Source organism: Bacteroides sp. 3_2_5, assembly GCF_000159855.2.
GTDB classification, from domain to species: Bacteria; Bacteroidota; Bacteroidia; order Bacteroidales; family Bacteroidaceae; genus Bacteroides; species Bacteroides fragilis.
The window spans coordinates 243,161-265,933 of record NZ_JH636044.1 but is presented as its reverse complement, the minus strand read 5'-3'; the positions used below and the strand labels follow the sequence as shown (position 1 = coordinate 265,933).

At 41.1% G+C, this 22,773-nt stretch carries 18 protein-coding genes; 4 read left to right on the top strand and 14 right to left on the bottom strand.

Going from position 1 to position 22,773, the window contains the following annotated elements; all coding sequences use genetic code 11:
• Positions 1 to 15 precede the first annotated feature (15 nt).
• Entirely contained in the window at positions 16 to 1,278 is a 1,263-nt protein-coding gene (fabF, locus tag BSHG_RS16395) for a beta-ketoacyl-ACP synthase II (RefSeq protein ID WP_005783836.1), read from the top strand.
• Positions 1,279 to 1,282: 4 nt separating this feature from the next.
• Positions 1,283 to 2,155, top strand: a complete 873-nt coding sequence (gene rnc, locus BSHG_RS16400; protein ID WP_005796814.1) for a ribonuclease III — start codon at positions 1,283 to 1,285, stop codon at positions 2,153 to 2,155.
• Positions 2,156 to 2,173: 18 nt separating this feature from the next.
• Here the strand turns inward: rnc and BSHG_RS16405 are convergent, their stop codons facing one another.
• Positions 2,174 to 3,184 (bottom strand): ATP-dependent 6-phosphofructokinase, encoded by a 1,011-nt coding sequence (locus tag BSHG_RS16405; RefSeq protein WP_005779516.1) that lies wholly within the window; start codon positions 3,182 to 3,184, stop codon positions 2,174 to 2,176.
• Positions 3,185 to 3,353: 169 nt separating this feature from the next.
• Here BSHG_RS16405 and BSHG_RS16410 point away from each other — a divergent pair, with 169 nt between their 5' ends.
• On the top strand, positions 3,354 to 4,865 hold the full coding sequence (locus BSHG_RS16410) for a GH3 auxin-responsive promoter family protein (RefSeq protein ID WP_005783832.1): 1,512 nt from the start codon (positions 3,354 to 3,356) through the stop codon (positions 4,863 to 4,865).
• Between the two features lie 59 nt (positions 4,866 to 4,924).
• On the opposite strand, the gene mnmA is transcribed toward BSHG_RS16410, so the two are convergent.
• On the bottom strand, positions 4,925 to 6,016 hold the full coding sequence (gene mnmA / locus BSHG_RS16415) for a tRNA 2-thiouridine(34) synthase MnmA (RefSeq protein ID WP_005796817.1): 1,092 nt from the start codon (positions 6,014 to 6,016) through the stop codon (positions 4,925 to 4,927).
• Positions 6,017 to 6,070: 54 nt separating this feature from the next.
• On the opposite strand from mnmA, the gene BSHG_RS16420 reads away from it, so the two are divergent.
• A complete protein-coding gene (locus tag BSHG_RS16420) occupies positions 6,071 to 9,121 on the top strand; it encodes a DEAD/DEAH box helicase (protein WP_008657973.1) in 3,051 nt (1,016 codons plus the stop codon).
• A gap of 46 nt (positions 9,122 to 9,167) precedes the next feature.
• On the opposite strand, the gene BSHG_RS16425 is transcribed toward BSHG_RS16420, so the two are convergent.
• From BSHG_RS16425 to BSHG_RS16480, 12 genes are all read right to left on the bottom strand, one after another.
• Positions 9,168 to 9,965, bottom strand: a complete 798-nt coding sequence (locus BSHG_RS16425) for a hypothetical protein (RefSeq protein ID WP_008657972.1) — start codon at positions 9,963 to 9,965, stop codon at positions 9,168 to 9,170.
• Between the two features lie 220 nt (positions 9,966 to 10,185).
• Positions 10,186 to 11,271: a hypothetical protein gene (locus BSHG_RS16430; protein ID WP_008657971.1), complete on the bottom strand. Its 1,086-nt coding sequence runs from the start codon at positions 11,269 to 11,271 to the stop codon at positions 10,186 to 10,188.
• 64 nt (positions 11,272 to 11,335) lie between these two features.
• Positions 11,336 to 13,987 carry a magnesium-translocating P-type ATPase gene (gene mgtA, locus BSHG_RS16435; RefSeq protein ID WP_008657970.1) on the bottom strand — a complete coding sequence of 884 codons (2,652 nt, stop codon included), beginning with the start codon at positions 13,985 to 13,987 and terminating at the stop codon, positions 11,336 to 11,338.
• Positions 13,988 to 14,146: 159 nt separating this feature from the next.
• Positions 14,147 to 15,514 (bottom strand): sensor histidine kinase, encoded by a 1,368-nt coding sequence (locus BSHG_RS16440; RefSeq protein WP_008657969.1) that lies wholly within the window; start codon positions 15,512 to 15,514, stop codon positions 14,147 to 14,149.
• Positions 15,511 to 16,197 (bottom strand): response regulator transcription factor, encoded by a 687-nt coding sequence (locus BSHG_RS16445; RefSeq protein WP_005783816.1) that lies wholly within the window; start codon positions 16,195 to 16,197, stop codon positions 15,511 to 15,513. The genes BSHG_RS16440 and BSHG_RS16445 overlap by 4 nt, the downstream gene beginning before the upstream one ends.
• 356 nt (positions 16,198 to 16,553) lie before the next feature.
• Positions 16,554 to 17,834: a Kelch repeat-containing protein gene (locus BSHG_RS16450; protein WP_008657968.1), complete on the bottom strand. Its 1,281-nt coding sequence runs from the start codon at positions 17,832 to 17,834 to the stop codon at positions 16,554 to 16,556.
• A gap of 167 nt (positions 17,835 to 18,001) precedes the next feature.
• The gene (locus BSHG_RS16455; protein ID WP_225481460.1) at positions 18,002 to 18,811 is read right to left on the bottom strand and encodes a DUF1573 domain-containing protein; all 810 of its coding nucleotides are present in this window, start codon (positions 18,809 to 18,811) and stop codon (positions 18,002 to 18,004) included.
• A gap of 111 nt (positions 18,812 to 18,922) precedes the next feature.
• A complete protein-coding gene (locus BSHG_RS16460) occupies positions 18,923 to 20,071 on the bottom strand; it encodes a BF3164 family lipoprotein (RefSeq protein ID WP_225481459.1) in 1,149 nt (382 codons plus the stop codon).
• A gap of 168 nt (positions 20,072 to 20,239) precedes the next feature.
• Positions 20,240 to 20,479 carry an NVEALA domain-containing protein gene (locus BSHG_RS16465; protein WP_008657965.1) on the bottom strand — a complete coding sequence of 80 codons (240 nt, stop codon included), beginning with the start codon at positions 20,477 to 20,479 and terminating at the stop codon, positions 20,240 to 20,242.
• 14 nt (positions 20,480 to 20,493) lie between these two features.
• The gene (locus BSHG_RS16470; RefSeq protein ID WP_008657963.1) at positions 20,494 to 20,763 is read right to left on the bottom strand and encodes an NVEALA domain-containing protein; all 270 of its coding nucleotides are present in this window, start codon (positions 20,761 to 20,763) and stop codon (positions 20,494 to 20,496) included.
• 232 nt (positions 20,764 to 20,995) lie between these two features.
• Positions 20,996 to 21,217, bottom strand: coding sequence for an NVEALA domain-containing protein (locus tag BSHG_RS16475; RefSeq protein WP_008657962.1), 222 nt, complete (start codon positions 21,215 to 21,217; stop codon positions 20,996 to 20,998).
• 123 nt (positions 21,218 to 21,340) lie between these two features.
• Positions 21,341 to 22,732 (bottom strand): transcriptional regulator, encoded by a 1,392-nt coding sequence (locus tag BSHG_RS16480; protein ID WP_008657960.1) that lies wholly within the window; start codon positions 22,730 to 22,732, stop codon positions 21,341 to 21,343.
• Positions 22,733 to 22,773 lie beyond the last annotated feature (41 nt).

The window sequence follows — 22,773 nt, the reverse complement described above, 5'->3', positions numbered from 1 at the left end:
TTCGATTTCATCAGTATGGAATTAAAGAGAGTTGTAGTAACAGGTCTGGGCGCCATTACTCCTGTTGGCAATAATGTCCCGGAATTCTGGGAGAACCTCGTGAACGGGGTTAGTGGAGCAGGACCTATTACTCATTTCGATGCATCGCAATTCAAGACTCAATTTGCATGTGAAGTCAAAGGCTTCGATGCAACTCAATATATCGACCGCAAAGAGGCTCGTAAAATGGACCTGTACACACAGTATGCCGTTGCCGTTGCCAAAGAAGCAGTTGCAGACTCGGGTCTTGATATCGAAAATGAGGATTTAAACAGAATCGGCGTTATTTTTGGTGCCGGTATCGGTGGTATACGTACATTTGAGGAGGAAACGAGTAATTACGCCCTTCACAAAGAAAACGGTCCTAAGTACAATCCGTTCTTCATCCCTAAGATGATTTCAGATATTGCTGCCGGACAGATTTCTATTATGTATGGCTTCCACGGCCCGAACTACGCAACTTGTTCTGCATGTGCAACTTCTACTAACGCCATCGCCGATGCATTCAACCTGATCCGTCTGGGTAAGGCAAACGTGATTGTATCCGGTGGTTCGGAAGCCGCTATCGCAGCTGCCGGTGTAGGAGGTTTCAATGCTATGCATGCATTGTCAACTCGTAACGACGAACCACAATCTGCATCTCGTCCGTTCAGTGCAAGCCGTGACGGCTTTGTAATGGGTGAAGGTGGTGGATGTTTGATTCTTGAAGAACTGGAACATGCAAAAGCCCGTGGCGCAAAAATCTATGCAGAAGTTGCCGGCGTAGGTATGTCTGCTGATGCTCACCACCTGACAGCATCTCATCCGGAAGGACTCGGTGCAAAATTGGTGATGAAGAATGCCCTGGAAGACGCAGAGATGAGTCCTGAAGAAGTGGATTACATCAATGTTCATGGAACATCTACTCCGGTCGGAGATATATCGGAAGCCAAAGCAATCAAAGAAGTATTTGGTGAACATGCTTTTGAGTTGAATATCAGTTCAACCAAATCAATGACAGGTCACTTGTTGGGCGCTGCCGGTGCGGTAGAATCAATTGCAAGTATTCTGGCTATTAAGAACGGCATCGTTCCTCCGACTATCAATCATGCCGAAGGTGACAATGACGAGAACATTGACTATAATCTTAATTTCACGTTCAACAAAGCACAGAAACGCGAAATTAATGTTGCCCTTTCGAATACATTCGGATTCGGCGGTCACAATGCTTGTGTAATCTTCAAGAAATACGCTGAATAAAGTCGTGTTACGTAATAAAATAGATAAGATAAGACTCCTGTTCCGCAAGGATAGAGAGTCTTATTCTTGTTTTTACCGTATACTCGGGTTCTATCCCCGCAACATCAGGCTGTACGAGCAGGCTCTACTGCATAAATCAACGGCAGTACGTTCGGAAAAAGGACGTCCGTTGAACAATGAACGCCTGGAATTCCTCGGTGACGCCATCCTTGACGCCATCGTAGGAGATATTGTCTATCAACACTTCGAAGGTAAAAGGGAAGGATTCCTGACCAATACACGTTCTAAAATCGTTCAACGTGAGACTTTGAACAAACTGGCTGTCGAAATAGGCTTGGATAAACTCATCAAATATTCGACACGCTCTTCCTCCCACAACAGCTACATGTATGGCAATGCATTTGAGGCCTTCATCGGTGCAATTTATCTTGACCGCGGATATGAATGCTGCAAACAGTTCATGGAAAGAAGAATCATCGAACCTTATATCGATTTGGATAAACTTTCACGTAAGGAGGTCAACTTCAAGTCAAAATTGATTGAATGGAGTCAAAAAAACAAGATGGAAGTTTCTTTCGAATTGATTGAGCAGTCCCTCGACAAAGAAAATAATCCTGTATTCCAGACAGAAGTGCGAATCGAAGGCATACTCGGTGGATCAGGAACAGGATACTCTAAAAAAGAATCCCAACAGAATGCAGCACAGATGACCCTCAAAAAGATTAAAGGAGATCCTGAGTTTATGGCAAGTGTACAAGAAGCCAAAACACAGAATAATGTACCTGCAGAAGATACGACTCCCGAATCAGAAACGTCTCTGACCGCAGAAAATCAACAGATCGACGAAATTATATCAACCGAAGAGATCAGTGTGTAATCCAAATACAGACACTGTTTATCCAAAGCAGATTCCCATCCGGCGTCCCTGCACCACAAGATCGTGTTCCTCGGTCACCAACTTCAACTTTCCGGCTACCTCCTCTAATGCAACAGAAGATATCTCATCCCCTTTCAAAGCAATCATACGACCGAACTGTCCATTAGCGATCAGTTCTGTTGCATGTCCTCCCATACGGGTAGACAAGTTACGGTCGAAAGGTGTAGGCGACCCACCACGCTGAATATAACCTAATACAGTTTCACGTGTCTCAATACCCGTTTCATATTCAATCTCCTGAGCAATATATTCGGCAGCACGTTTACGTCCATCGGTCTGGATGCCCTCGGCAACCACTACAATCGAATAGGGTTTTCCTTTCTTCAAGCGATTTAAAATCGTATCTCCTATATTTTTAATATTGTAAGGTATCTCCGGTACCAGAATAACATCGCCTCCACCTGCCATGCCCGAATATAAAGCAATCCAACCGGCTTTATGTCCCATCACCTCGATCACCATCACCCTTTTGTGCGAACTCGCCGTGGAATGAAGCCGGTCAATAGCATCTGTAGCAATACTCACTGCCGAGTCGAATCCGAAAGAGATATCGGTACCCCAGATATCGTTATCGATCGTTTTGGGCACAGAAACAATATTGATTCCCATCGCAGCAAACTTTGCAGCGGTTTTCTGTGTACCATTCCCCCCGATACACACTACACAATCAAGACCCAATTCTGCAATATTACGTTGTATTAACGCAGGTTTATCTACATCCGAGATAATGCCTTGCTTACGAAACGGTTTCTCCCGCGAAGTTCCCAGCATGGTACCGCCTAAATTCAACAATCCGGACAAAGATTTTTCAGTAAACGATTCTACTTCTTTCGTCAACAGTCCCTGAAAACCACTGTGAATCCCTACAACTTCCATCCCGTAATGATTAATAGCTGTTTTGCATACCCCACGAATTGTAGCGTTTATACCGGGGCAATCGCCGCCTGATGTAAGAATTCCGATCTTCATTGCTGCTCTTTTTTTATTGAATATTACGTATTTAAAAGAAAAAAGCTACTCTATTACATACAAAAGCATGACATATCCTCACTTTTAACTATTATTTCCGTCGTAAAGATAGAAAAAAAAGATAATTAAGGCTATTTTTGCACGACTAAACATTATATGTTAAAGAGCAATGAATATTACAAAGATTATAAGCAAAGTTTTTGATTCCCGTTTAAAAGCAATAGATCTTTACGATACACAAGCCGGAGAAATACAACACCGGGTATTGACTCGTCTGGTGAAACAAGCAGAAAATACCGAATGGGGAAAGAAGTACGATTATAAATCTATCCGCAATTACGAAGACTTTAAAAATCGCCTCCCCATACAAACCTACGAAGAAGTTAAACCTTATGTAGAGCGTCTCCGCGCGGGCGAACAAAACTTGTTGTGGCCTTCGGAGATACGCTGGTTTGCCAAATCTTCGGGTACAACAAACGATAAGAGTAAATTCCTCCCGGTCAGCAAGGAAGCCTTGGAGGATATTCATTACCGGGGCGGAAAAGATGCAGCTGCAATCTACTTTCGCATGAACCCCGAAAGTCGTTTCTTTTCCGGTAAAGGATTAATTCTGGGAGGTAGCCACAGCCCGAACCTCAACTCCAACCACAGCCTGGTGGGCGACCTTTCGGCCATATTGATTCAAAATGTCAGTCCACTGATCAACCTGATACGCGTGCCAAGCAAACAAATCGCGTTAATGGACGAATGGGAGGCTAAGATTGAAGCTATCGCCAACAGTACCATACCGGTGGATGTGACCAACCTTTCCGGTGTTCCTTCCTGGATGCTGGTACTCATCAAACGTATCCTTGAGAAAACAGGCAAACAAACCTTAGAAGAGGTATGGCCCAATCTGGAAGTATTTTTCCACGGCGGTGTGGCTTTTACCCCCTACCGCGAACAATACAGACAAGTCATTCATTCTTCTAAAATGCATTATGTCGAAACTTATAATGCATCGGAAGGCTATTTCGGCACACAGAATGACCTTTCCGACCCGTCTATGCTATTGATGATCGACTATGGTGTTTTCTACGAGTTTATTCCTTTGGAGGATGTAGAAAAAGAAAATCCCCGTACTTATTGCCTGGAAGAAGTAGAATTAAATAAGAACTATGCAATGGTGATTTCCACCTCTTGTGGATTATGGCGCTATATGATTGGGGATACAGTAAAATTCACCCGAAAGAATCCGTATAAATTCGTCATTACCGGACGTACCAAGCACTTCATCAACGCATTCGGCGAAGAGCTAATCGTAGATAATGCCGAGAAAGGACTTGCCAAAGCCTGCGCCGAAACAGGAGCTCAGGTCAGCGAATATTCTGCTGCTCCCGTATTTATGGATGCAAATGCCAAATGCCGTCATCAATGGCTTATTGAATTTGCCAAAATGCCCGATTCCATCGAGAAATTCGCAATGATACTGGATGCTACCCTGAAAGAGGTCAATTCGGATTATGAAGCAAAACGATGGAAAGATATTGCTCTCCAGCCATTAGAGGTAATTGTAGCACGCAAGGGCCTCTTTCATGACTGGCTTGCGAAGAAAGGAAAATTAGGCGGTCAGCATAAAGTTCCAAGACTAAGCAATACAAGAGATTATATTGAAGAAATGATTGCTTTGAATGAACGGTGATGAACGACCGGTGGTTTTGAACGATCAACGATGAATATAATGTAAATAGCGCAGCCCACTCATCGTTGATCGCTCATCGTTATGATCCCTCCTCCCAACAACAAACCGTCTTTGTAAAAAGCGGCAGCTTGTCCTTCTGCAATAGCAGATAAAGGTTCGTGCAATCGTATGTGTAGCAACCCTTCAGGAGTGATTGTAACCGAACAATGGTTTTCTTGTTTCCGATACCGTATTTTCACTATGACATCATCACAGCCCAACAGACGAGATTCATCCACTATGTTCCAATCTTTCAGCCACATTTCTGATTTCTCAAGTGATTTCAAGGATGCCAATACCACTTCATTCGTTTCCGGATGGATTTCTTTTACGAAAACAGCACGATTCAACTGAATGCCCAATCCTCTACGTTGGCCAATCGTATAAAAAGGATATCCCTCGTGCCAAGCTATAAAATTGCCGCTTTCATCGAGGAATCGTCCTCTCTCTACTTTTCTGTATATGTTACGGTTCTTATCTCCGGACTCATCACAAAGACATTTCTTCAGAAAGCTACGATAATCGAGCGGACAAAAACAAACACCGATACTATCTTTCTTTTTCGAGACCTTTTCAAATCCCCTCCCGGCGGCATAAGCACGTGCTTCAGACTTAGTCATTCCACCCATCGGGAGTAACATGCGTTGCAGAATCTCTTGCTTTAACCCCCACAGGAAAAAGGACTGATCCTTATCCACATCCTCAGCAGGTGCAATATAATAATTCCCATCTACCCACTGTTTTCTCACGTAATGTCCCGTAGCCAAATAAAAAATGCCCATTTCATCGGCGATTTTTGCCAACAAGGGCCATTTCAACTGATTATTGCAAAGAGTACAGGGTACCGGAGTATGACCGGACATATATTCATCAATGAAGTAATCTATAATCTGTTCTTGAAAAACTTTGCGAGCGTCATACGTAATATGACCGATACCCAAACGAGCAGCTAACGCACGGGCATCCTCCAAATATTCAGTAGAACCGTTGAACTCATAAAAACGAAAAGTAACCCCTGTTACTTCATAACCGGCTTCAAGCAATAACATAGCAGCCACAGAACTGTCTGTACCGCCACTCATTCCCAACAAGACTCGTTTGTTTTTTTCCATCATACCGCAAAATTACATAAAATCCCGTATCTTTGATCCTCCAAACCCGATAGAATGAAAGAAGCACTTACCACGAACCAAGTTGTCATTGTACTCGTAGAGCACCCTGTTTTGGGACTATTGCTCGTACCGTACACCGTCGGCCGGGCCTTGGACAATACGTTGGAAGTGATCGAACAAGCTTTTCATGCTTCTCCCGATGCCCTGAAAAAAATGAATGAAGCGGAACAAAAAGCTATCGACATAGCTTCACACTATACTGAGAAATATTTGATGGGAGTCTATTCACGTGAGAAGACAGTTCCCAAATTCCTCCGTAAACTAACCGAGGACAGCAATAAACTAAAGCAGCAAATCCGCCCTTTCATCGAGAAAAAGCTCTTGGAAATGCTAGAACTGATATGTAACGGACAGCTTCCGTTCTATCAAAAGCCAAGTGGCAGCAAACAACTTTATGAACACCACGCGTACCGCGTCCATCCTCACAACCTAAAAACTCATTTTTCATTCAAAGTAACCGAAGAACACTTCAGTTATCAGTTGCAGTGCTACGATGATGATACTCCGGTTTCATTAATGGAGCAGAAACCTGTCGTCGTCCTTACCTCAAATCCTGCCACTCTGCTGCTGGGTATGGATTTATATACTTTTAGCCACATCGAAGCCTCACGTTTGTTACCCTTCACTAAAAAAGAACGTATCAGCGCAGATGCTTCACTAACCGAAAAATATATAGATAATATCATAATTCCTCTCGCACGTTATCACGACATCAGTATACAAGGATTAAAAGTCGTCAGAGAGAAACGTCCGTGTAATGCTTATCTCTATCTTGAAGATACGATTTATAACGATACATTGTTACGGCTTGATTTTCGTTACGGCGAACAGTCCTTTTCACCGCAGCCCTCCGATGAAACCAGGAAATTTGTCTTTCGTGAGCAAGAAGAGGAGGAAATCGTCATACACTATTTCCAGCGTAATTCAACCGCTGAAAGAAAAGCTGTACATCTGCTTCAGAAAGCCGGCTTGCAATGCATCAGTGACTCCCATTTCAAGCTATCATCCGCGGCTCCCGAAAAGAACATTACCGAATGGATCAGCCACCATCGCCAAATGTTGCTCGAAGAGTTTGTCTTGTCCAGTGATACACAAAACAAACCGTACTATCTTCCCGAAATCCGGATAGAACAGAGTTGTGAAGACGGTCCCGATTGGTTTGACCTACACATCACTGTTGTCATCGGCAATCAGAGAATTCCTTTCAGCCGCTTCCGAAAAAACATACTGGAAGGCAATAGAGAATATATCCTCCCCGACGGACGCATTGTCCTTCTACCCGAAGAATGGTTCAGCAAGTATGCCAACCTTCTTGAAGCAGGCAAAGAATCAGACAAAACGATCCGTCTAAAACGCCCCTTTATCGGTGTAATAGAATCTATTTTAGAAAAAGACCGACAAAGCACAAGCATCAAAACGTTGCTGAGCAAAGAAATTCCCGTACCCATCGGGCTTAAGGCTAATCTTCGCTCTTATCAACAGAAAGGCTTTTCATGGTTGGCAAACCTCTATCTTGAAGGATTTGGCGGATGCCTGGCCGACGATATGGGATTGGGCAAGACTTTACAGACACTCGCTCTCCTGCAATATGTCTACAAACCGGGAAATACAACCGAAGCTATTCGGGAAACAATCGATTTGAAAAAAGCGGAAAGCACTTCGGATTACCTCCCTCAAAAACAAGTATTCTTCGATGAAAAGGGACAATTTTCACTCTTTCCCATGCAAAGCAAAGAGGAAGAAAACTCCCGGATCGCCCCCCAAGTTCCACAAATTCCGGAACCGGTTCAAAAGCAAAACCGGATATCCCCTTTACACGGTACCCTGATAGTCGTACCTACCTCCCTTTTACATAATTGGAAACGTGAGGCATCTCGTTTCACCAATCTGTCAATGATGGAATACAATGGAAGTTCACCCAACGAAATTACCCGATTGAAAAAATATTTCGACCGTTATCATTTGATTTTCACTACTTATGGTACGATGCGCAATAACATAGCAACCTTAAGCCAATATACATTCGAATGCATTGTCCTTGACGAGAGTCAAAACATTAAAAACAGCGAATCCCTCACGTTTCGTTCAGCCATACAGCTACGCAGCAAACACAGGCTGATCCTGACAGGAACTCCCATCGAAAATTCACTGAAAGACCTTTGGGCACAATTTCATTTTCTTCAACCCGAACTTTTAGGAAATGAAACCACTTTCAGCAAGCATTTTATCAATGCCATCCGGCAAGGAGACGAACGAATGAAGGATCGCTTACGTCAGCTCATCACACCATTCATCCTACGCAGAAGTAAGCAGGAAGTAACCCCGGAACTGCCATCATTAACCGAAGAAGTAGTTTATTGCGATATGACAGAAAGACAAAACGAACTCTATCAACATGAAAAGAACAGCCTTCGGAACATCTTACTGGAACAGACTGCAGAGAAGGGACAACAATCTTTCACGGTACTCAATGGAATCCTCCGTCTAAGACAACTCTCCTGTCATCCGCAATTGGTTTTACCCGATTTCATCGGTGATTCGGGTAAATTATATCAAATTATAGAAACCTTCGAAACGCTCCGCAGCGAAGGACATAAAGTTCTGATCTTCTCTTCTTTCGTTAAACACCTGGAATTAGTTGCCGGTGAATTTCGTAAACGCAAATGGGATTACGCCTTCCTGACAGGCTCTTCAACCAATCGTCCGGAAGAAATAGCACGCTTTAACCGTGACCCCAAGATACAGGCTTTTCTTATCTCACTCAAAGCCGGAGGTGTAGGCCTCAACCTGACACAGGCAGACTATGTATTCATTATCGATCCTTGGTGGAACCCGGCAGCCGAATCACAGGCCATCGCCCGCGCCCACCGTATCGGACAAAACAATCAGGTGATTGCTTACCGTTTTATCACTCAAGGCAGCATAGAGGAGAAAATTATACAACTGCAAGAAGAAAAGCGCAAACTGGCCGAAACCTTTATTACAGATACCGAGCAGCTTCCGGCACTAACCAACCGAGAGTGGGCCCGACTTTTAGGATCATAGCCTTCTTCCCGCTGCTTATCAGGCCCGTTCTCTCATACATTCAAGATCAGAAAACCGCACTGACAACCTGCATGGTGTATACACTTTCCACTTCGGGATAGTCATCTGTAAACTGATCCAGGAGATCCTCATAAAAGCCATAAGGCACCATAGCCACACTTCGTGTCTTCGACGGATAATATCTCTGAACAATATATGTCCTTTCCATACCATCCAACTTTATTTCATATTTCCGATATGAACTATTCCCAACCGCAAGAGAACTACGGGTGAAAGTCCCTTCTTTATATTTCTCACCGTATTTATCCGGATAGACATATACAATTCCCCCTTGATCCTTTGTATATATAAACTGATAACCGCCTCCTGCTTTTACAGGAATGGAAGCCAAGGCTTTTTCTTTCAGTTCCTTTTGTGCAGCCACCGTCATCTTATCGCCTTTCACATAAGCATCCAGCTTAACGATCTTCATTTTATCAGACCAATAATCTATTTTCACTTTTAAACCGACGGATTCTCCTTTCGCATCGGTAATAGTCACTTCCGCATCACCAACGCCCAGTGTTTCGTAGTTGAAAGCATCCGAAAGCTTATCCATATTCACTTTGAGGATATCAGAATTGCTACTTACGGTATAGGGTTTTACTCCTCCATAAATGGTGATAGACGTCTGATTTGTATTCGGATAATAAGCAGTCCAGACACCATTTTCAATATTATTAAATGAATCGTCTCCAATTCTTAACGATTCGGATTCCTCCTTATCACAGCCGGCCAGTCCCAGCAGAAAGGCTGTAGCCAGTAAAGTAAAGCATAGATAGCTTCGTAATGCCCGAGTTTTCATGTTTTTGTGTTTTTATGGTTACTTATCAGACAAATATATGCATTTTTTGTTTAGAGAGTTTCTATTTCTCTCTTTTTTAGAAAATTATCATTCAGAATCTTTTTATCACCCAATCTAAATCTGACAGTATATCTCCTCTCCCGCCCTAAAAATCGCTGAACCTAAAATCCCGGTCCACTCTTTTCCCTCCGATACCATTTACATCGTTTCCCCGCATCAACTATCTGACTCTTCCACCATTCAATATATACCCCATCCTTATCAGAAAAACTTCATGAAGCCCTCCTCCATTCTTTATCAGATGTATTGCCGGCTGTATATATGTATCCCGATTAAACGAATAACGATATGTCACTTCTCCGGCAACTTCATTACACGATTTGAACTGAGCGGCAGACAGGAACAAGCCCGCCTCATGCCGCTTCTGACCACCCGGAACATAAATCCACGTCACACCTGCTCCCATATAATCTCTGCATTCACTGAACACAGAAGAAGTACGGGTGTATTGTACTAACAGGTTTACCTCCTGACGAACTCTACTCCATAACTTTCGTTCTGCATACCCCCACCAGGCAAACGTCATCTTCGGGGAGACTTTCTTTTCCCTTTCCCGGGTCTTCCACTCTCCAGCCACATCAGGCATATCACCGTTAGTATGTAGAGAGAAACCGCCAAAACACTTTCCATATTCTGTTTGATAATTAATTTCCGTTATACTGAATACTCCGTCCTTGCGAGGATTGAATGTGAACGGATGTTTACCTTTACTCCATCCGTTGTACCCTTTACCGTTGTACAGACTACTTTCAATACCGAACCGGCCCAGCGTCATCTTATAATCGAGACATAATGCAGCCAGAGGATAATTGGCTATCGGATAGTTAGCGGACAAAGTAGGGAATATCCCGCACGAACTGTTTGTAAACAGTGACATACAAGGAGTTGTGAAATAATCTTCATTCAGATTGCGAATCCCGGCAAACAAAGTGATATTTCCGATAAGCCGGGTATATCCCAGCACAGCAATGGCACAAGGTAAATTATCCTCTTCAATATTCGAGAAGGTTTGCAGGTCATTAATGATCCGTTCCGGACGCGTCTTATATACGTGTATCGAAGCAAACTCCAAGATTCCCTTCGTACCGATGGGCACGTATGCGTCCAATCTTAACAGGTTGCACCAGTTCGTCCTCTTCTTCAGATCATATTGGAACTCGGTAATATAGGTGGCGCCACACGTCTGGGCGCAAAGGCGGAGGACGCTCCCGAAAAGCATCCAACAGACTATTGCAATATAGTTCATAATTTCCCATTCTTGTAATTCAGTCAGTAAATAGAGTTCGATTCAGCCTACTTCTTCCCCATCTTTATAACCATTTCGAAAATCTTCGAATATACCAGCTCTTCATAAATTGTGTAAGAACACAGTAGGATACCAAGATAAGCACCAGCCAGGGGAAGTAACTCAACGGTAACGGTTCAAGTCCTATCGACAGGCCAAACGATGTGAAAGGAATAGCTATGCCCATTGCCATGATCAGGAAGGTCAACCCCAGCACCGGCCAGGTGGCACGACTCTGAAAAAACGGTATCTTACGAGTCCTGATCATATGTACGATCAATGTCTGTGACAATAATCCCTCGACAAACCAACCGGACTGAAAGAGAGTCTGGTGCTCAGGTGAATTACAGGCAAACACGTACCACATCAAACAATAGGTGGCAATATCGAAAACGGAACTTATCGGCCCGATGTAAATCATAAACCGACTCAGATCGGATGCGTCCCACTTCTGGGGTTGCTTCAGAAACTCGGCATCCATCCGGTCAAACGGAATGGTAGTTTGCGAGATATCATACAAAAGGTTCTGAATGAGCAGATGTATCGGCAACATGGGCAGAAACGGCAGAAATGCACTGGCGAACATCACACTGAACATATTGCCGAAATTGGAACTGGCGGTCATCTTTATGTATTTGGTGATATTGCCAAAGGTCTTACGCCCTTCCAAGACACCCTCTTTGAGCACACTCAAATCTTTGTCCAAAAGAATGATATCGGCACTCTCCTTCGCAATGTCCACGGCAGAATCTACGGAAATACCAATGTCCGACTGCCTCAATGCTCCGGCATCATTCACCCCGTCACCCAAAAATCCTACCGTGTTGCCATTTTGCTGAAGAATCATGATTATCTCGCTCTTCTGCAAAGGCGTCAGCCTGGAAAAGAGAGTGGCTTGTCCCACTATTTCACGTAATTCTTCCCCGTCCTTGCCTTCAAGCTCAACCCCTGTTACCGAATGGCACGTATCAATGCCTATCTGCCGGGCAATGGCGTTCACGATTACATCATTATCACCGGAAAGTATCTTAACCTCGATACCATATTCGCGCAATTGGCGGATAGCCTCGGCAGAAGAGGGCTTGGGGGGATCAAGAAACGCCAGGTAACCAATAAGTACCATCTCGTCCTCATCGGTGACGGCAAAGTCCCGTGCCTTGCTGATAAAGCTTTTTTGTGCGATGGCAAGTACCCGCATCCCGTTACGATTCATATCATCACTGATTCTCTTTGCCTTACTTCTGAGTTTATCGGTCAATTCATATACCTGACCGTTGAACTCGGCATGAGAGCAAATATTCAGCATCTCCTCCACAGCTCCCTTCGTGATGATTTGCCTTTTTCCCTGCTGATCTTCAATAACTACCGACATCCGACGTCGACTGAAATCAAACGGTATCTCATCAATCTTCGTGTAACCTTCCGTCAGATGTTCCAGATTTTCTTCGCGTACGTGGGCAAGGATAGCTTTGTCCATCAGGTTCTTGAGACCTGTCTGAAAGTAACTGTTAAGGAATGCGTGGCGCAATATCCTTCGGGAATGATCATCGCTGCCGTCCGCATTGATATACTTCTCCAATACGATTTTATCGCAGGTCAGCGTACCGGTCTTATCGGTACAAAGAATGTTCATGGCCCCGAAATTCTGGATGGCATTGAGATTCTTCACGACCGTTTTTTTCTTCGACATTGATACAGCACCTTTCGAGAGGTTTGCTGTGACTATCATCGGAAGCATCTCAGGAGTCAATCCCACAGCCACCGATAAGGCAAATATGAATGCCTCGAACCAATCGCCTTTTGTGAAACCGTTGACAAAGAAGACGAATGGAACCATCACCAGCATAAAGCGTATCAGTAAGAAACTGACCTTACTGATTCCCTTGTCGAAAGCGGTAGTCGCACGTTCACCCACTAAACTTCGGGCTATCGTTCCGAGATAGGTATCGTTACCCGTCCCGAAAACGATTCCTTTGGCAGATCCGCTGATAACAGTGGAACCCATGTAGCAGATATTGTCAAGCTCGATGACGCTTCCGTGACTGTGTCTCCTACCGTTTATTTCAGGAAATTTCTCTACTGGATCGGACTCACCGGTAAGTGATGCCTGGCTGACAAACAGATCCTTCGATTCAATGATGCGGATGTCTGCCGGAATCATGTCACCGGCAGCAAGGCAAACAACATCACCCGGTACCAATTCCGTAATATCAACCTCCTCACTTCCCGAAAACCGCTTTACGAAACAGGTATTTTTGACCATCTTCATCAATGAGTCAGTAGCTTCACTTGCTTTCCACTCCTGCCAGAAGCGGAGAATGGCACTGCAAACTACCATCGAGATAATAATCAGAACAGCCGTCCACTCACGGTCTTCAGGACGGGCCATTACTACATCGATGACCAGAGAGATGACAGCCAGCGCCGTCAACACACCGATAAACGGATTGATGAACGTACGGATGAAAAGTACGAGTGGATTCTTCTTTTGCTCTCGTGAGATTTCATTTTTACCATAGGCGGATTGTCGTTGCCCGATCTCTTCTTCACTCAGTCCCACACTCGAAGTCTGGAAATAAGAATATGCAGTCTTAGCAGGTTGTGTGGCAACCAGGAATACCCGTTCGGAATTAAATTGATACTGCGCTTTCTGTTTTTCTTTCTTTCTCCAAATCATAATCTTTGCGCTTTAATAAGTAGACACTCGGTTCGTTTTTAACGCCACAAAGGTACAAACCACCTTATGAGAAGGTAGTTAGAAACAAATTAGAGCAGTATTAGAAAAGTATTAGAGTTTGCCGGATCGGAAGAGATCGATTCTACAATCTTACCGGAATTATAAATGATGAAACCTTACCACAAAGGTAGTGCCCTCTCCTTGGTGTGAATACACCGAGATCTCACTCTTATGGAGGGTGAGTATCTTCTTTGTAAGCGTCATTCCGATACCATGTCCCTGAGCCTGGTTTTTATTCTCTCCGCGGTAGAAGAGCTTGAACAAGTTCTCCTTATCCGTTTCGGACATCCCGGCACCGTTGTCGGATAAACTTACGATGGTCCACTGATCACAGAATGAGATCTGGATAAACGACGTCCGGTTATCAGAATACTTGCAGTTATTCTCTATGAGGTTCACAAAAGCAGTGGTAAGCAGATACGGATTCCCGATCACAGTCAACACACGGTCATCATCTGCCTCCTGCTCGAAAATCAGTTCTATGTGATAATCCGGATGGGCTTTGAGCACAAGCTCATTGGCATCCAACAGCAATTCATCCAGCCGGATTTCCTCTTTCTTGATTTGCTCGGGATAATAATCCGCTTTGGCAAGGTTCAACAAGCCATCTATCAGTTCAATGACACGCTGGGAATCTTGTAACGCATTGTGTATTGAATTTTGATATTGTGTGACAGTACGTTCCTTTTGCAGCGCCAAGTCAAGTTCTGCCGACAGTGCCGCCATAGGTGTACGAAGTTCGTGTGATACATTGCTCACAAACATCCGCTGATCATTGAAAGTCTTTTCCACCCTGTCCAGCAGTGCATTGAAGGCAAGGGCTAGTTCTCCCAGTTCATCATGCTCGTTCTTGACAGGCAACCGTTCGTCGATTTGAGTGACGGTGATACCCTCGGCTTTACGTACGATGCTACGGATAGGGGCAAGTGAACTTTTGGCAAGCATATAACCCACAATGACGAGCACACTCAGTCCGCCGATAGATAAAAGGAGAAGCAGCCGCGTCATTATGACCTGATTAATATGTCCGTAACGGTCGTAAGCGGCAGCTGTCACCACATAATTTTTACCCCCGAACTCATATAAAATCCCTATCCCCTGATAGTCTCCTGTACGGAAGTCGATCTCCTTTTTCCGGACAATCTCATCGATCATTCCGGGAGTCTCCTTAATGATATCGTTGTGCAACGCATCGTGGTAGAGTATCCGGAAATCGGGAGTGTATACAGCTACTTCCACCTCATCAATGAACTGACGATTATTGAGATATATCGACTGCATGGTTTCTACATCAACCTGATTGTTAAGAAACAGATGGGCTTTAGTGATAGCTTCGCTTCGCAGGCTACGATAAAAAGAATCACTGCGCAGATGTTCGTTCACACAATAGATAGTGGCCATAAACACGAGAAAGATAGTGGCCGTGATACCTGCATATTTGATGGTAAGGATACTTCTTATTTTCATAACTTATCGGTGAGAATAAATCCCATGCCTGTCTTTGTGTGTATGAGTTTAGTATCGAAGTCACGGTCTATTTTCTTACGGAGATAGTTGATATAGACATCAATGAAGTTCGTACCCGTGTCAAAGTGCGTGTTCCACACTTTGTCGGCTATATCCATCCGGCTGACAACTTTCTCTGCATTCTCGATCATATATACCAGCAGGTTGTATTCTTTGGGAGAGAGCTTAATGTCCCGTCCCGCCCTCTTTACGCTCTTGTCCAACAGGTTTACGGATAAGTCTGCATAATTTAACTCTTCCTCCACATCAGTCACTACTGCAAGTTTTCGTTTCAGAAGAACTCGGATACGGGCATACAGCTCCCTGAAGTCGAAGGGTTTCACCATGTAATCATCCGCTCCGGCATCAAACCCATCCAGTTTGTCGTCCGTACTGCCCAATGCGGTGAGCATCAGGATAGGAATGGCAGGGTTAGCAGCCCGAATCTCTTTGCACAATTCAAATCCGTCCATCTTGGGGAGCACAATGTCCGAAATGACAAGGTCGAACGTATTTGCACGGAACATTCTCAGTCCCATAGCTCCATCGTAAGCTACCAGACAGTTGTAACCGTTCTCTTCCAAACCGGCGCGAAGCAAATCGGCCACCCGCTGTTCGTCTTCAATGATTAGTATGCTGTACATAAAGAGTCTTTTTTATTGTATGTTATTCGTCCCGATCAACCTGAACGGCACAAAGTTAAGACTTTTTTCCTATCCTGAATGTCATGCGGACAGAAAGAGGGTCAATCCTATAATAAAGTACTTCCAATCCCGCATATATCAGCAAAACGAAGCTAACAAAATGACATATCTGATGGCATATCTCTTATTCCGCTGAGAACAAAAGAAGAAGTTAATTTTCTTACTATCCTGCTTTGACTGACGACTATATTTATACAATTCCTTGTGATATATCAGTTGCTAATAAATAATCTTATAGAAAAAGTATTCCCATCATAAAGAAATGGTATAAGAACCGGGCTGCAATTAAATATTTTTCATCTTACATTGTTATAATAATAATCGACTTCTGTTTTATCAAATTCCTTCAGATCAACACTATATACATTGCGCGAAGGATCTCCCATATAAAATCCGCCCAAAATATATAATTTCCCATCAAAGTAATACAAAGCTGGAGATTTCAATTTCAGATCTATCATATACGAACGAACTTGCCTGCTTTTTATATTAAACGTCTGTACAACACCTTGTTCAAAAATATAAATTATATCATTATGATAAGCCAAACTAGGCCAGCCAAGCCGATATAACAAACGTCCGGCATTGGCCCATGCCCCTGTCAATAAGTTATAACATTCAATACTCCAGCCGCCACCGTTACGATTTCCGATTAAATAAATACAATGATCAACCAGAATTGTTTCAGGAGCTTGCCTAATCGGCATTTTTCCCAACTCATACCAGTAGCCGGATTTTAAATTCCATAAATGCATTTCATCCGAATAGACTCCTTCATTATTTTGCAAAACCTTTTTAACATCGCCTAAAACAATCATATTGTCTTTATACACAACGGATCCCAATAAAGTCGCTTGATGCGGATTAGTATAATCTGTCCAGACGGTATCACGCTTAATATCATATATTTCTATTGCATTATCCAGATAATCAACAATTCTGGTTTCAGATAATCTCTTTCCCCCTAAAATAAAAATTTTTCCATCATAATAACCCGCCGTATGATATGCCCTTTCTCTAAACTTATGCCTGATCGTCTCCCACTTATCTTGCTTGATATCATATCTATACATCATGTTACTATATTTTTCCCAAAATAAAGTAGAACGTATATTACTCTGAAAGGGGCCGCACGATGTACTCCCTCCTACAATATAAATCTGCCCATCTACCAAGACCGAAGCAAACGAATAGACTCCTCTTTTCAATGGAGACAATATTTCATAATGCAAAAAGCGATTTAAATGCCTATTGCTAAAAATAGATACTTCTTCCAAAACCCGATTATTCTCTATCAAAAAAACGGTACATCTATTTTTAATTAAATCACCATAAGACAATTTCTTGTGCAAATAATTAATATGAGAAAAATATAAAGTATCATTCAATGACAACGAATCATATTTCTCTAATGAGAACACCCCCTTTTCATCACTGATAGCTATGACTCTCCTATCTTTCAAACAGATATATACATTTGAAAGAGGAATGCTATCCTTTTCACTCACGACACACGCTCTGTCCTGGGCTTTCCCAGTTACATAGCAAAAAAAGAATATTAAAAACAGACTTCTCATATAACAAATATTAAATAAAAATCAACCTTGAACCATAACATTTATAGGTTCCAATGCAATGATCCAAGGTTAACTACCTATATTTAGCAACATATATTCAAGCTGAGGGGACATACATATATAAAATCTGTCAACAGAGATCATAAGTACTAAATATAAACATTAAATTATTCAGCATTTCCAGTTATTTTCAATTGCAGAGGAGAAGTAGGAACATTACAATATATTGTAATAGTTTTCCTAAAGTGTTCCGGATGATCCGCTTTATAGATCACAGTTATTCTTAAAGACTCCCCAGGTTTGACAGGTTCTTTAGAATACTGTACAGAAGTACAACCGCAAGAAGTATTCACATCATCAATAACTAGTAAAGCCTTACCAGTATTTTGTAATGTAAAAATACACTTTTGTGATTCTTTAAACGAAATTTTCCCAAAATCAAATAATGTTTCAGAAACAGTTATTTCTGTTTGCATACTTCCCTTTTTAGAAGTCATCTTATTTCCAGAAATAATATCCAAGTATAATTTCTTTATTCTATCATTATGAATGGGATTTCCAATAGCCACTACTTTATTGCCCGCATCAAGTAAAAATGTCTGATACATAATATTTGCAGGAAATTTATTCAACTTATTGAATATATCAGAATCATCAATGCAGACAGGACAATCAAAATGATTCTCCTGTAAAATATAGTTAACCTCTTTTTTACTCTTGGGATGTATAACAAATAGACAAGAGACCCTTTTATTTGTTATGCTTCTCAATTTTCTTTCAAGAAGAAGCCAGTTCTGCAATTTCAATTTGCAACTCGTACAACCAATAGAATCAACATAAGTAATTATAGTATAATCACTCTTAGGAATCTCCTTTAATGTATCTTTTTCCAATACAGTAAATAGCAAATCATCAGGAAAAAGAACTTCTTTTCTATTCCACTCTTTCATCAGCCTGACAACTTCTTTTTCTTTCACTTTTTGACATGAGTTTAAAGTCAAAAGAAAAAACAAAACATATAAAATACGCATACTCAATATATCCAACAAGAATTATCAATAAAATCAATCATTACATAAGTATAAAAATTAATCTATAGCATAGCATACAATAGTCCAACCCATATCTGGCTTTCTCACCACTGCGTACATTCTTTGTAATGTTTTATCTATAGTAATATAATATGCCTCTTTTGATAACTCATATTGTTTCACAGGATTTCCATTCCAATCAAAAACCAATACAGTGGTTGAACTTAGATCATTATAAGTATTATTATCACATATTTTCTTATTTGTATATAATGTATATACATATTTATCTGTAACACCTATATCAATATAACCAATAACATTGTTGTCTGAAAAAAGAACCCTGCTATAATCACCATCTTGGGTAGGTGTATATTCCGGATTATTAAATCGCAAAGATTTAATCAAATTAATCTTATTGTTTTTAATTTCGAAAAAATCAATGTTAGATGAATTGTTTATTGAATATACAAATTGAGATTTTCCTGGACGTTTCCTTAATCGTCCCTGATTAGACAAAAATTTATGATATATATTTAAATTCGCTTCATTCGAATTATATATAGTCACCGCAGAATCAATTACATTACTTTTATTATCAAAAAGTAGATATTGATATTCTGCGTTGTAAGTACCTGCCCCTAAAAAAAGGCTATCATTCACTACTGCGATTTTAGAAATCTGAGCTCCGGGTATTTTATACTTAGCGAGACAAACAGGTGGACAGTCAAGAATAACAGAACAAGAATCGAGATTAAATTTGCCAATATAACCTGTCTGATCATAGTAAATATAAAATCTATTATTCTCAATATATCCAAAAACGCCTAATGGTATTTCATCCCTTCCCTGCCCAATCGAGCCTAAACGAGATATCATCTTACCTGAATAAATATCAAATAAAGAGTAACTCTTACCTGAATAAAAATCAAAGACCAATAAAACAGAATCATTACATTGTATACCTTCAACTCTAGCTAAAGAATCAGCTTCTATACTCCATTCAACTTCTGATATCTCTGATACGCTAGAGAACAAGGTCTTGGGAGATTTTAAGTCAACGCGCCCACAAGCACATAAGCACCCCATAAATAATATAAATAAAAGAAATCTTATTTCACACATATATAATAAGTTTATTAAATAATGAATAAGACTGGATAAAACAAAAAGATCATATTTATCAACCAGTATTTTCTTAACCATAACCAGAATGAGGTAAAATAAACTGTATCAAGTTAGCATTTTTTTCTTTTACTTTATAACACATATGCTCATACAACTGAAATCAAACGTATTTTTTCAAAAGTCAAAACTGCCTCAATGACACATTCCTAACATGAAGCAGTTTAAATCACCCCTTTCTTATTACACTCATTTACAAGGATTCTCTTTAAGTTTTCCTTTTATTTTATAGTGAGGTCCCTCTGCACAAACATCCTCATTTCCACAACACCAATAGTCTTTAGCCCCATCGGTTTCTTCCATTCCTAAAGCCTCAATATTACTTAAAGTAAGTTCCGAAAATTCAGTATCACTCTTTATCTTTGCCTTTAATCCCAAAGCGACAATAATCAAAGAAGCAAAAAAGAACGCATATATATATTTTTTCATATATTACATCTATTTTATTTACATTTTTTACTAGATAGTACACCATGAATGATAAACTCTTCGCCAGTATCCTCATCTTCTCCTTTAGCGCATGTATCTTCATTACCGCAACAATATAATGTTTGCCCAGAAGAATCTGTTTCATTAATATCAGCCAATGCTTCCACATTAGCCATCGCCAATTCCGACATTGTATTTTTCGCTCTCTGTGACTGATATATATTGTAGCCTGCAAAAGTTGCGACTACAGCGACTATCAAGGTCGCGAAGATTTTCTTACCCATAATTTTTATACATTTTTATGAGGTTAATAATTTTGTTGTTTCTTGTGTCTCTTTTTCGGGGAATCATCCACCCGCAGAAAAAGTAAATGATGCACCTACTGATTCTTACTTAAATTCATTACCTTTGTAACCTATAAACCTCCTTTCTTTTGAAGGTTTTTCCGGGAGTGGACGATTCTAAACTTTTCCAGAGCATGCATCGTTCCACCCCCTTCCCAACCCAATTAAATATTTAATATCCTTTAAATATATACTTCACACCACTATGATTAACAGGACAATCCAAAGAGCCTACACCTATACAAGAAATATGTGTATATTCCTCACCTTCAGCCAATGCTTCAACATTCTGTAACGACAAAGAATCCAACTTATAAGGTTGCTCTCTGAAATACGAGAATACAGCCAATACAAAAATGGCAAAGCAGCCAATTGCTTTTAAAAACTTTTTCATATACTCGGTTGTTTTAGTAACACATAACAAATATAGACGATTTTTTCTATCTATTAAGAAAACGTTCCTTACTAAAACTTACAAGTTGAAAATCAATAAAATGCCTCCTTACAAGAACTTACATCAAAAGAGTTCTCTCTGCGAGAAGTCATCACTCTCCTTAGGCAGCACTAACTGATACCCGCCTTCATTTTTCACCTTTATGATAACACGAGTAGGCGCTAAAGCTTTACGCAAACGAGAAACAGCCGTCCATAAACGATTCTTATCCTTTCGACGATCAGCCCACATCATTTCAAGCAGTTCTTCATATGATAGTTTATTTTCAGAGGCCTCTAAAAAAAGGAGTAAAAGCCGGCTACCCTGAGCATCCAGTTTTATCCGGTTTCCGGCACAATCCAAAATATGATTTCGAGGATCAAAAGTCAACCCTGAACAGAGTTTATAAATGACTAATTCTTCACCCAACATTTCTTTTATTTTTCTCAGTTCCGCTATTTGCAGTTCGCATGCAGCCAACTTTTGTTGAAGCTCTCCCCGGTCTATCTTTTCCTTTTCCAATTTATCGGAAAGCATCGTTATTTGGAGCATACCCTCTTGACATTCCTTTTCAAGAATACTTTGCTGTTCTTTGCTACGTTTCTTCTCTACTGACAATACTTCAATCTGAGCTTCTTTTTGTTTATGCTTCTCCCGTAGATCACTCAGTTCTCTTATCCGCATTTTTTCTTCTTGTTGAAGCAAATTCAATTGTTGTTCATATTGCCTGCGTTTCTCTTCTAAATCTTGATACCGCTCTCTCTCCTTCTCCAGCCTTTCCTTTAGAAGCTCTTCTTCAACCTCCGAATCAGACAAATGTTTTTTCACCTTATACACATAGTAGAAAAAAGCAAAAAGTATAAAAGTCACTCCAACAATAAGGACAAATGAAGAAGAAGAGTATCGAATCACCGACCAACAAGTAGAAGATAAAAAACCGGCAACCTCTACCTCACACTCGTTCCCGACATAGGCAATCCAAATGGGCGATACAAAACAATTATTGTCACAACTCCCTTCAGAACGAATACATTTACTTGAATCGGCACTAACTACCTGTACAGAGGTTTTAGCGACAATATGCCGCATTCTCAAACTATCTGCCCAAATCCGATTCAAAGTATCAGCAGAAAGCTGCTTCTCCATGCAAACAACAGAATGCAAAGAACGCTCATTAAAATCAGAAGATATATTTTTCAAATCCTTTTTTACATCTACAACATAATCTTTTGTACCAAACTCAGTTTTCACAGAAAGTCTGGTCCAAAGAGCCGTTGCACCCGATACATTCATAGACACACATGATAGATCCAGTTCCCTTTCCATTCGCAGCATTTCACCTTTTAATGCCTGTATGAATAGATTTTTTGATTCCACACGCATCATCTCATTACTTCTCTGATAGAAATAACAACCTATTAATAAAGCTACCAATAGTGTCCCTCCAATACCCCAAATTAGTTTTATCGGCCTCATATCTAATTCTCTATTTATACAAATATCGTGTATTTATTTCT

What these genes read in the sequence shown, in the direction of transcription:
- BSHG_RS16475 (WP_008657962.1), bottom strand. Translation starts at nt 21,217, where the DNA reads ATGAAAAAGTTTTTAAAAGCAATTGGCTGCTTTGCCATTTTTGTATTG.
- BSHG_RS16450 (WP_008657968.1), bottom strand. Translation starts at nt 17,834, where the DNA reads ATGAGAAGTCTGTTTTTAATATTCTTTTTTTGCTATGTAACTGGGAAA.
- BSHG_RS16440 (WP_008657969.1), bottom strand. Translation starts at nt 15,514, where the DNA reads ATGAAAATAAGAAGTATCCTTACCATCAAATATGCAGGTATCACGGCC.
- BSHG_RS16425 (WP_008657972.1), bottom strand. Translation starts at nt 9,965, where the DNA reads ATGAAAACTCGGGCATTACGAAGCTATCTATGCTTTACTTTACTGGCT.
- BSHG_RS16470 (WP_008657963.1), bottom strand. Translation starts at nt 20,763, where the DNA reads ATGGGTAAGAAAATCTTCGCGACCTTGATAGTCGCTGTAGTCGCAACT.
- BSHG_RS16465 (WP_008657965.1), bottom strand. Translation starts at nt 20,479, where the DNA reads ATGAAAAAATATATATATGCGTTCTTTTTTGCTTCTTTGATTATTGTC.
- BSHG_RS16420 (WP_008657973.1), top strand. Translation starts at nt 6,071, where the DNA reads ATGAAAGAAGCACTTACCACGAACCAAGTTGTCATTGTACTCGTAGAG.
- BSHG_RS16460 (WP_225481459.1), bottom strand. Translation starts at nt 20,071, where the DNA reads ATGGTTAAGAAAATACTGGTTGATAAATATGATCTTTTTGTTTTATCC.
- BSHG_RS16405 (WP_005779516.1), bottom strand. Translation starts at nt 3,184, where the DNA reads ATGAAGATCGGAATTCTTACATCAGGCGGCGATTGCCCCGGTATAAAC.
- fabF (WP_005783836.1), top strand. Translation starts at nt 16, where the DNA reads ATGGAATTAAAGAGAGTTGTAGTAACAGGTCTGGGCGCCATTACTCCT.
- BSHG_RS16480 (WP_008657960.1), bottom strand. Translation starts at nt 22,732, where the DNA reads ATGAGGCCGATAAAACTAATTTGGGGTATTGGAGGGACACTATTGGTA.
- BSHG_RS16430 (WP_008657971.1), bottom strand. Translation starts at nt 11,271, where the DNA reads ATGAACTATATTGCAATAGTCTGTTGGATGCTTTTCGGGAGCGTCCTC.
- BSHG_RS16410 (WP_005783832.1), top strand. Translation starts at nt 3,354, where the DNA reads ATGAATATTACAAAGATTATAAGCAAAGTTTTTGATTCCCGTTTAAAA.
- mnmA (WP_005796817.1), bottom strand. Translation starts at nt 6,016, where the DNA reads ATGGAAAAAAACAAACGAGTCTTGTTGGGAATGAGTGGCGGTACAGAC.
- BSHG_RS16445 (WP_005783816.1), bottom strand. Translation starts at nt 16,197, where the DNA reads ATGTACAGCATACTAATCATTGAAGACGAACAGCGGGTGGCCGATTTG.
- mgtA (WP_008657970.1), bottom strand. Translation starts at nt 13,987, where the DNA reads ATGATTTGGAGAAAGAAAGAAAAACAGAAAGCGCAGTATCAATTTAAT.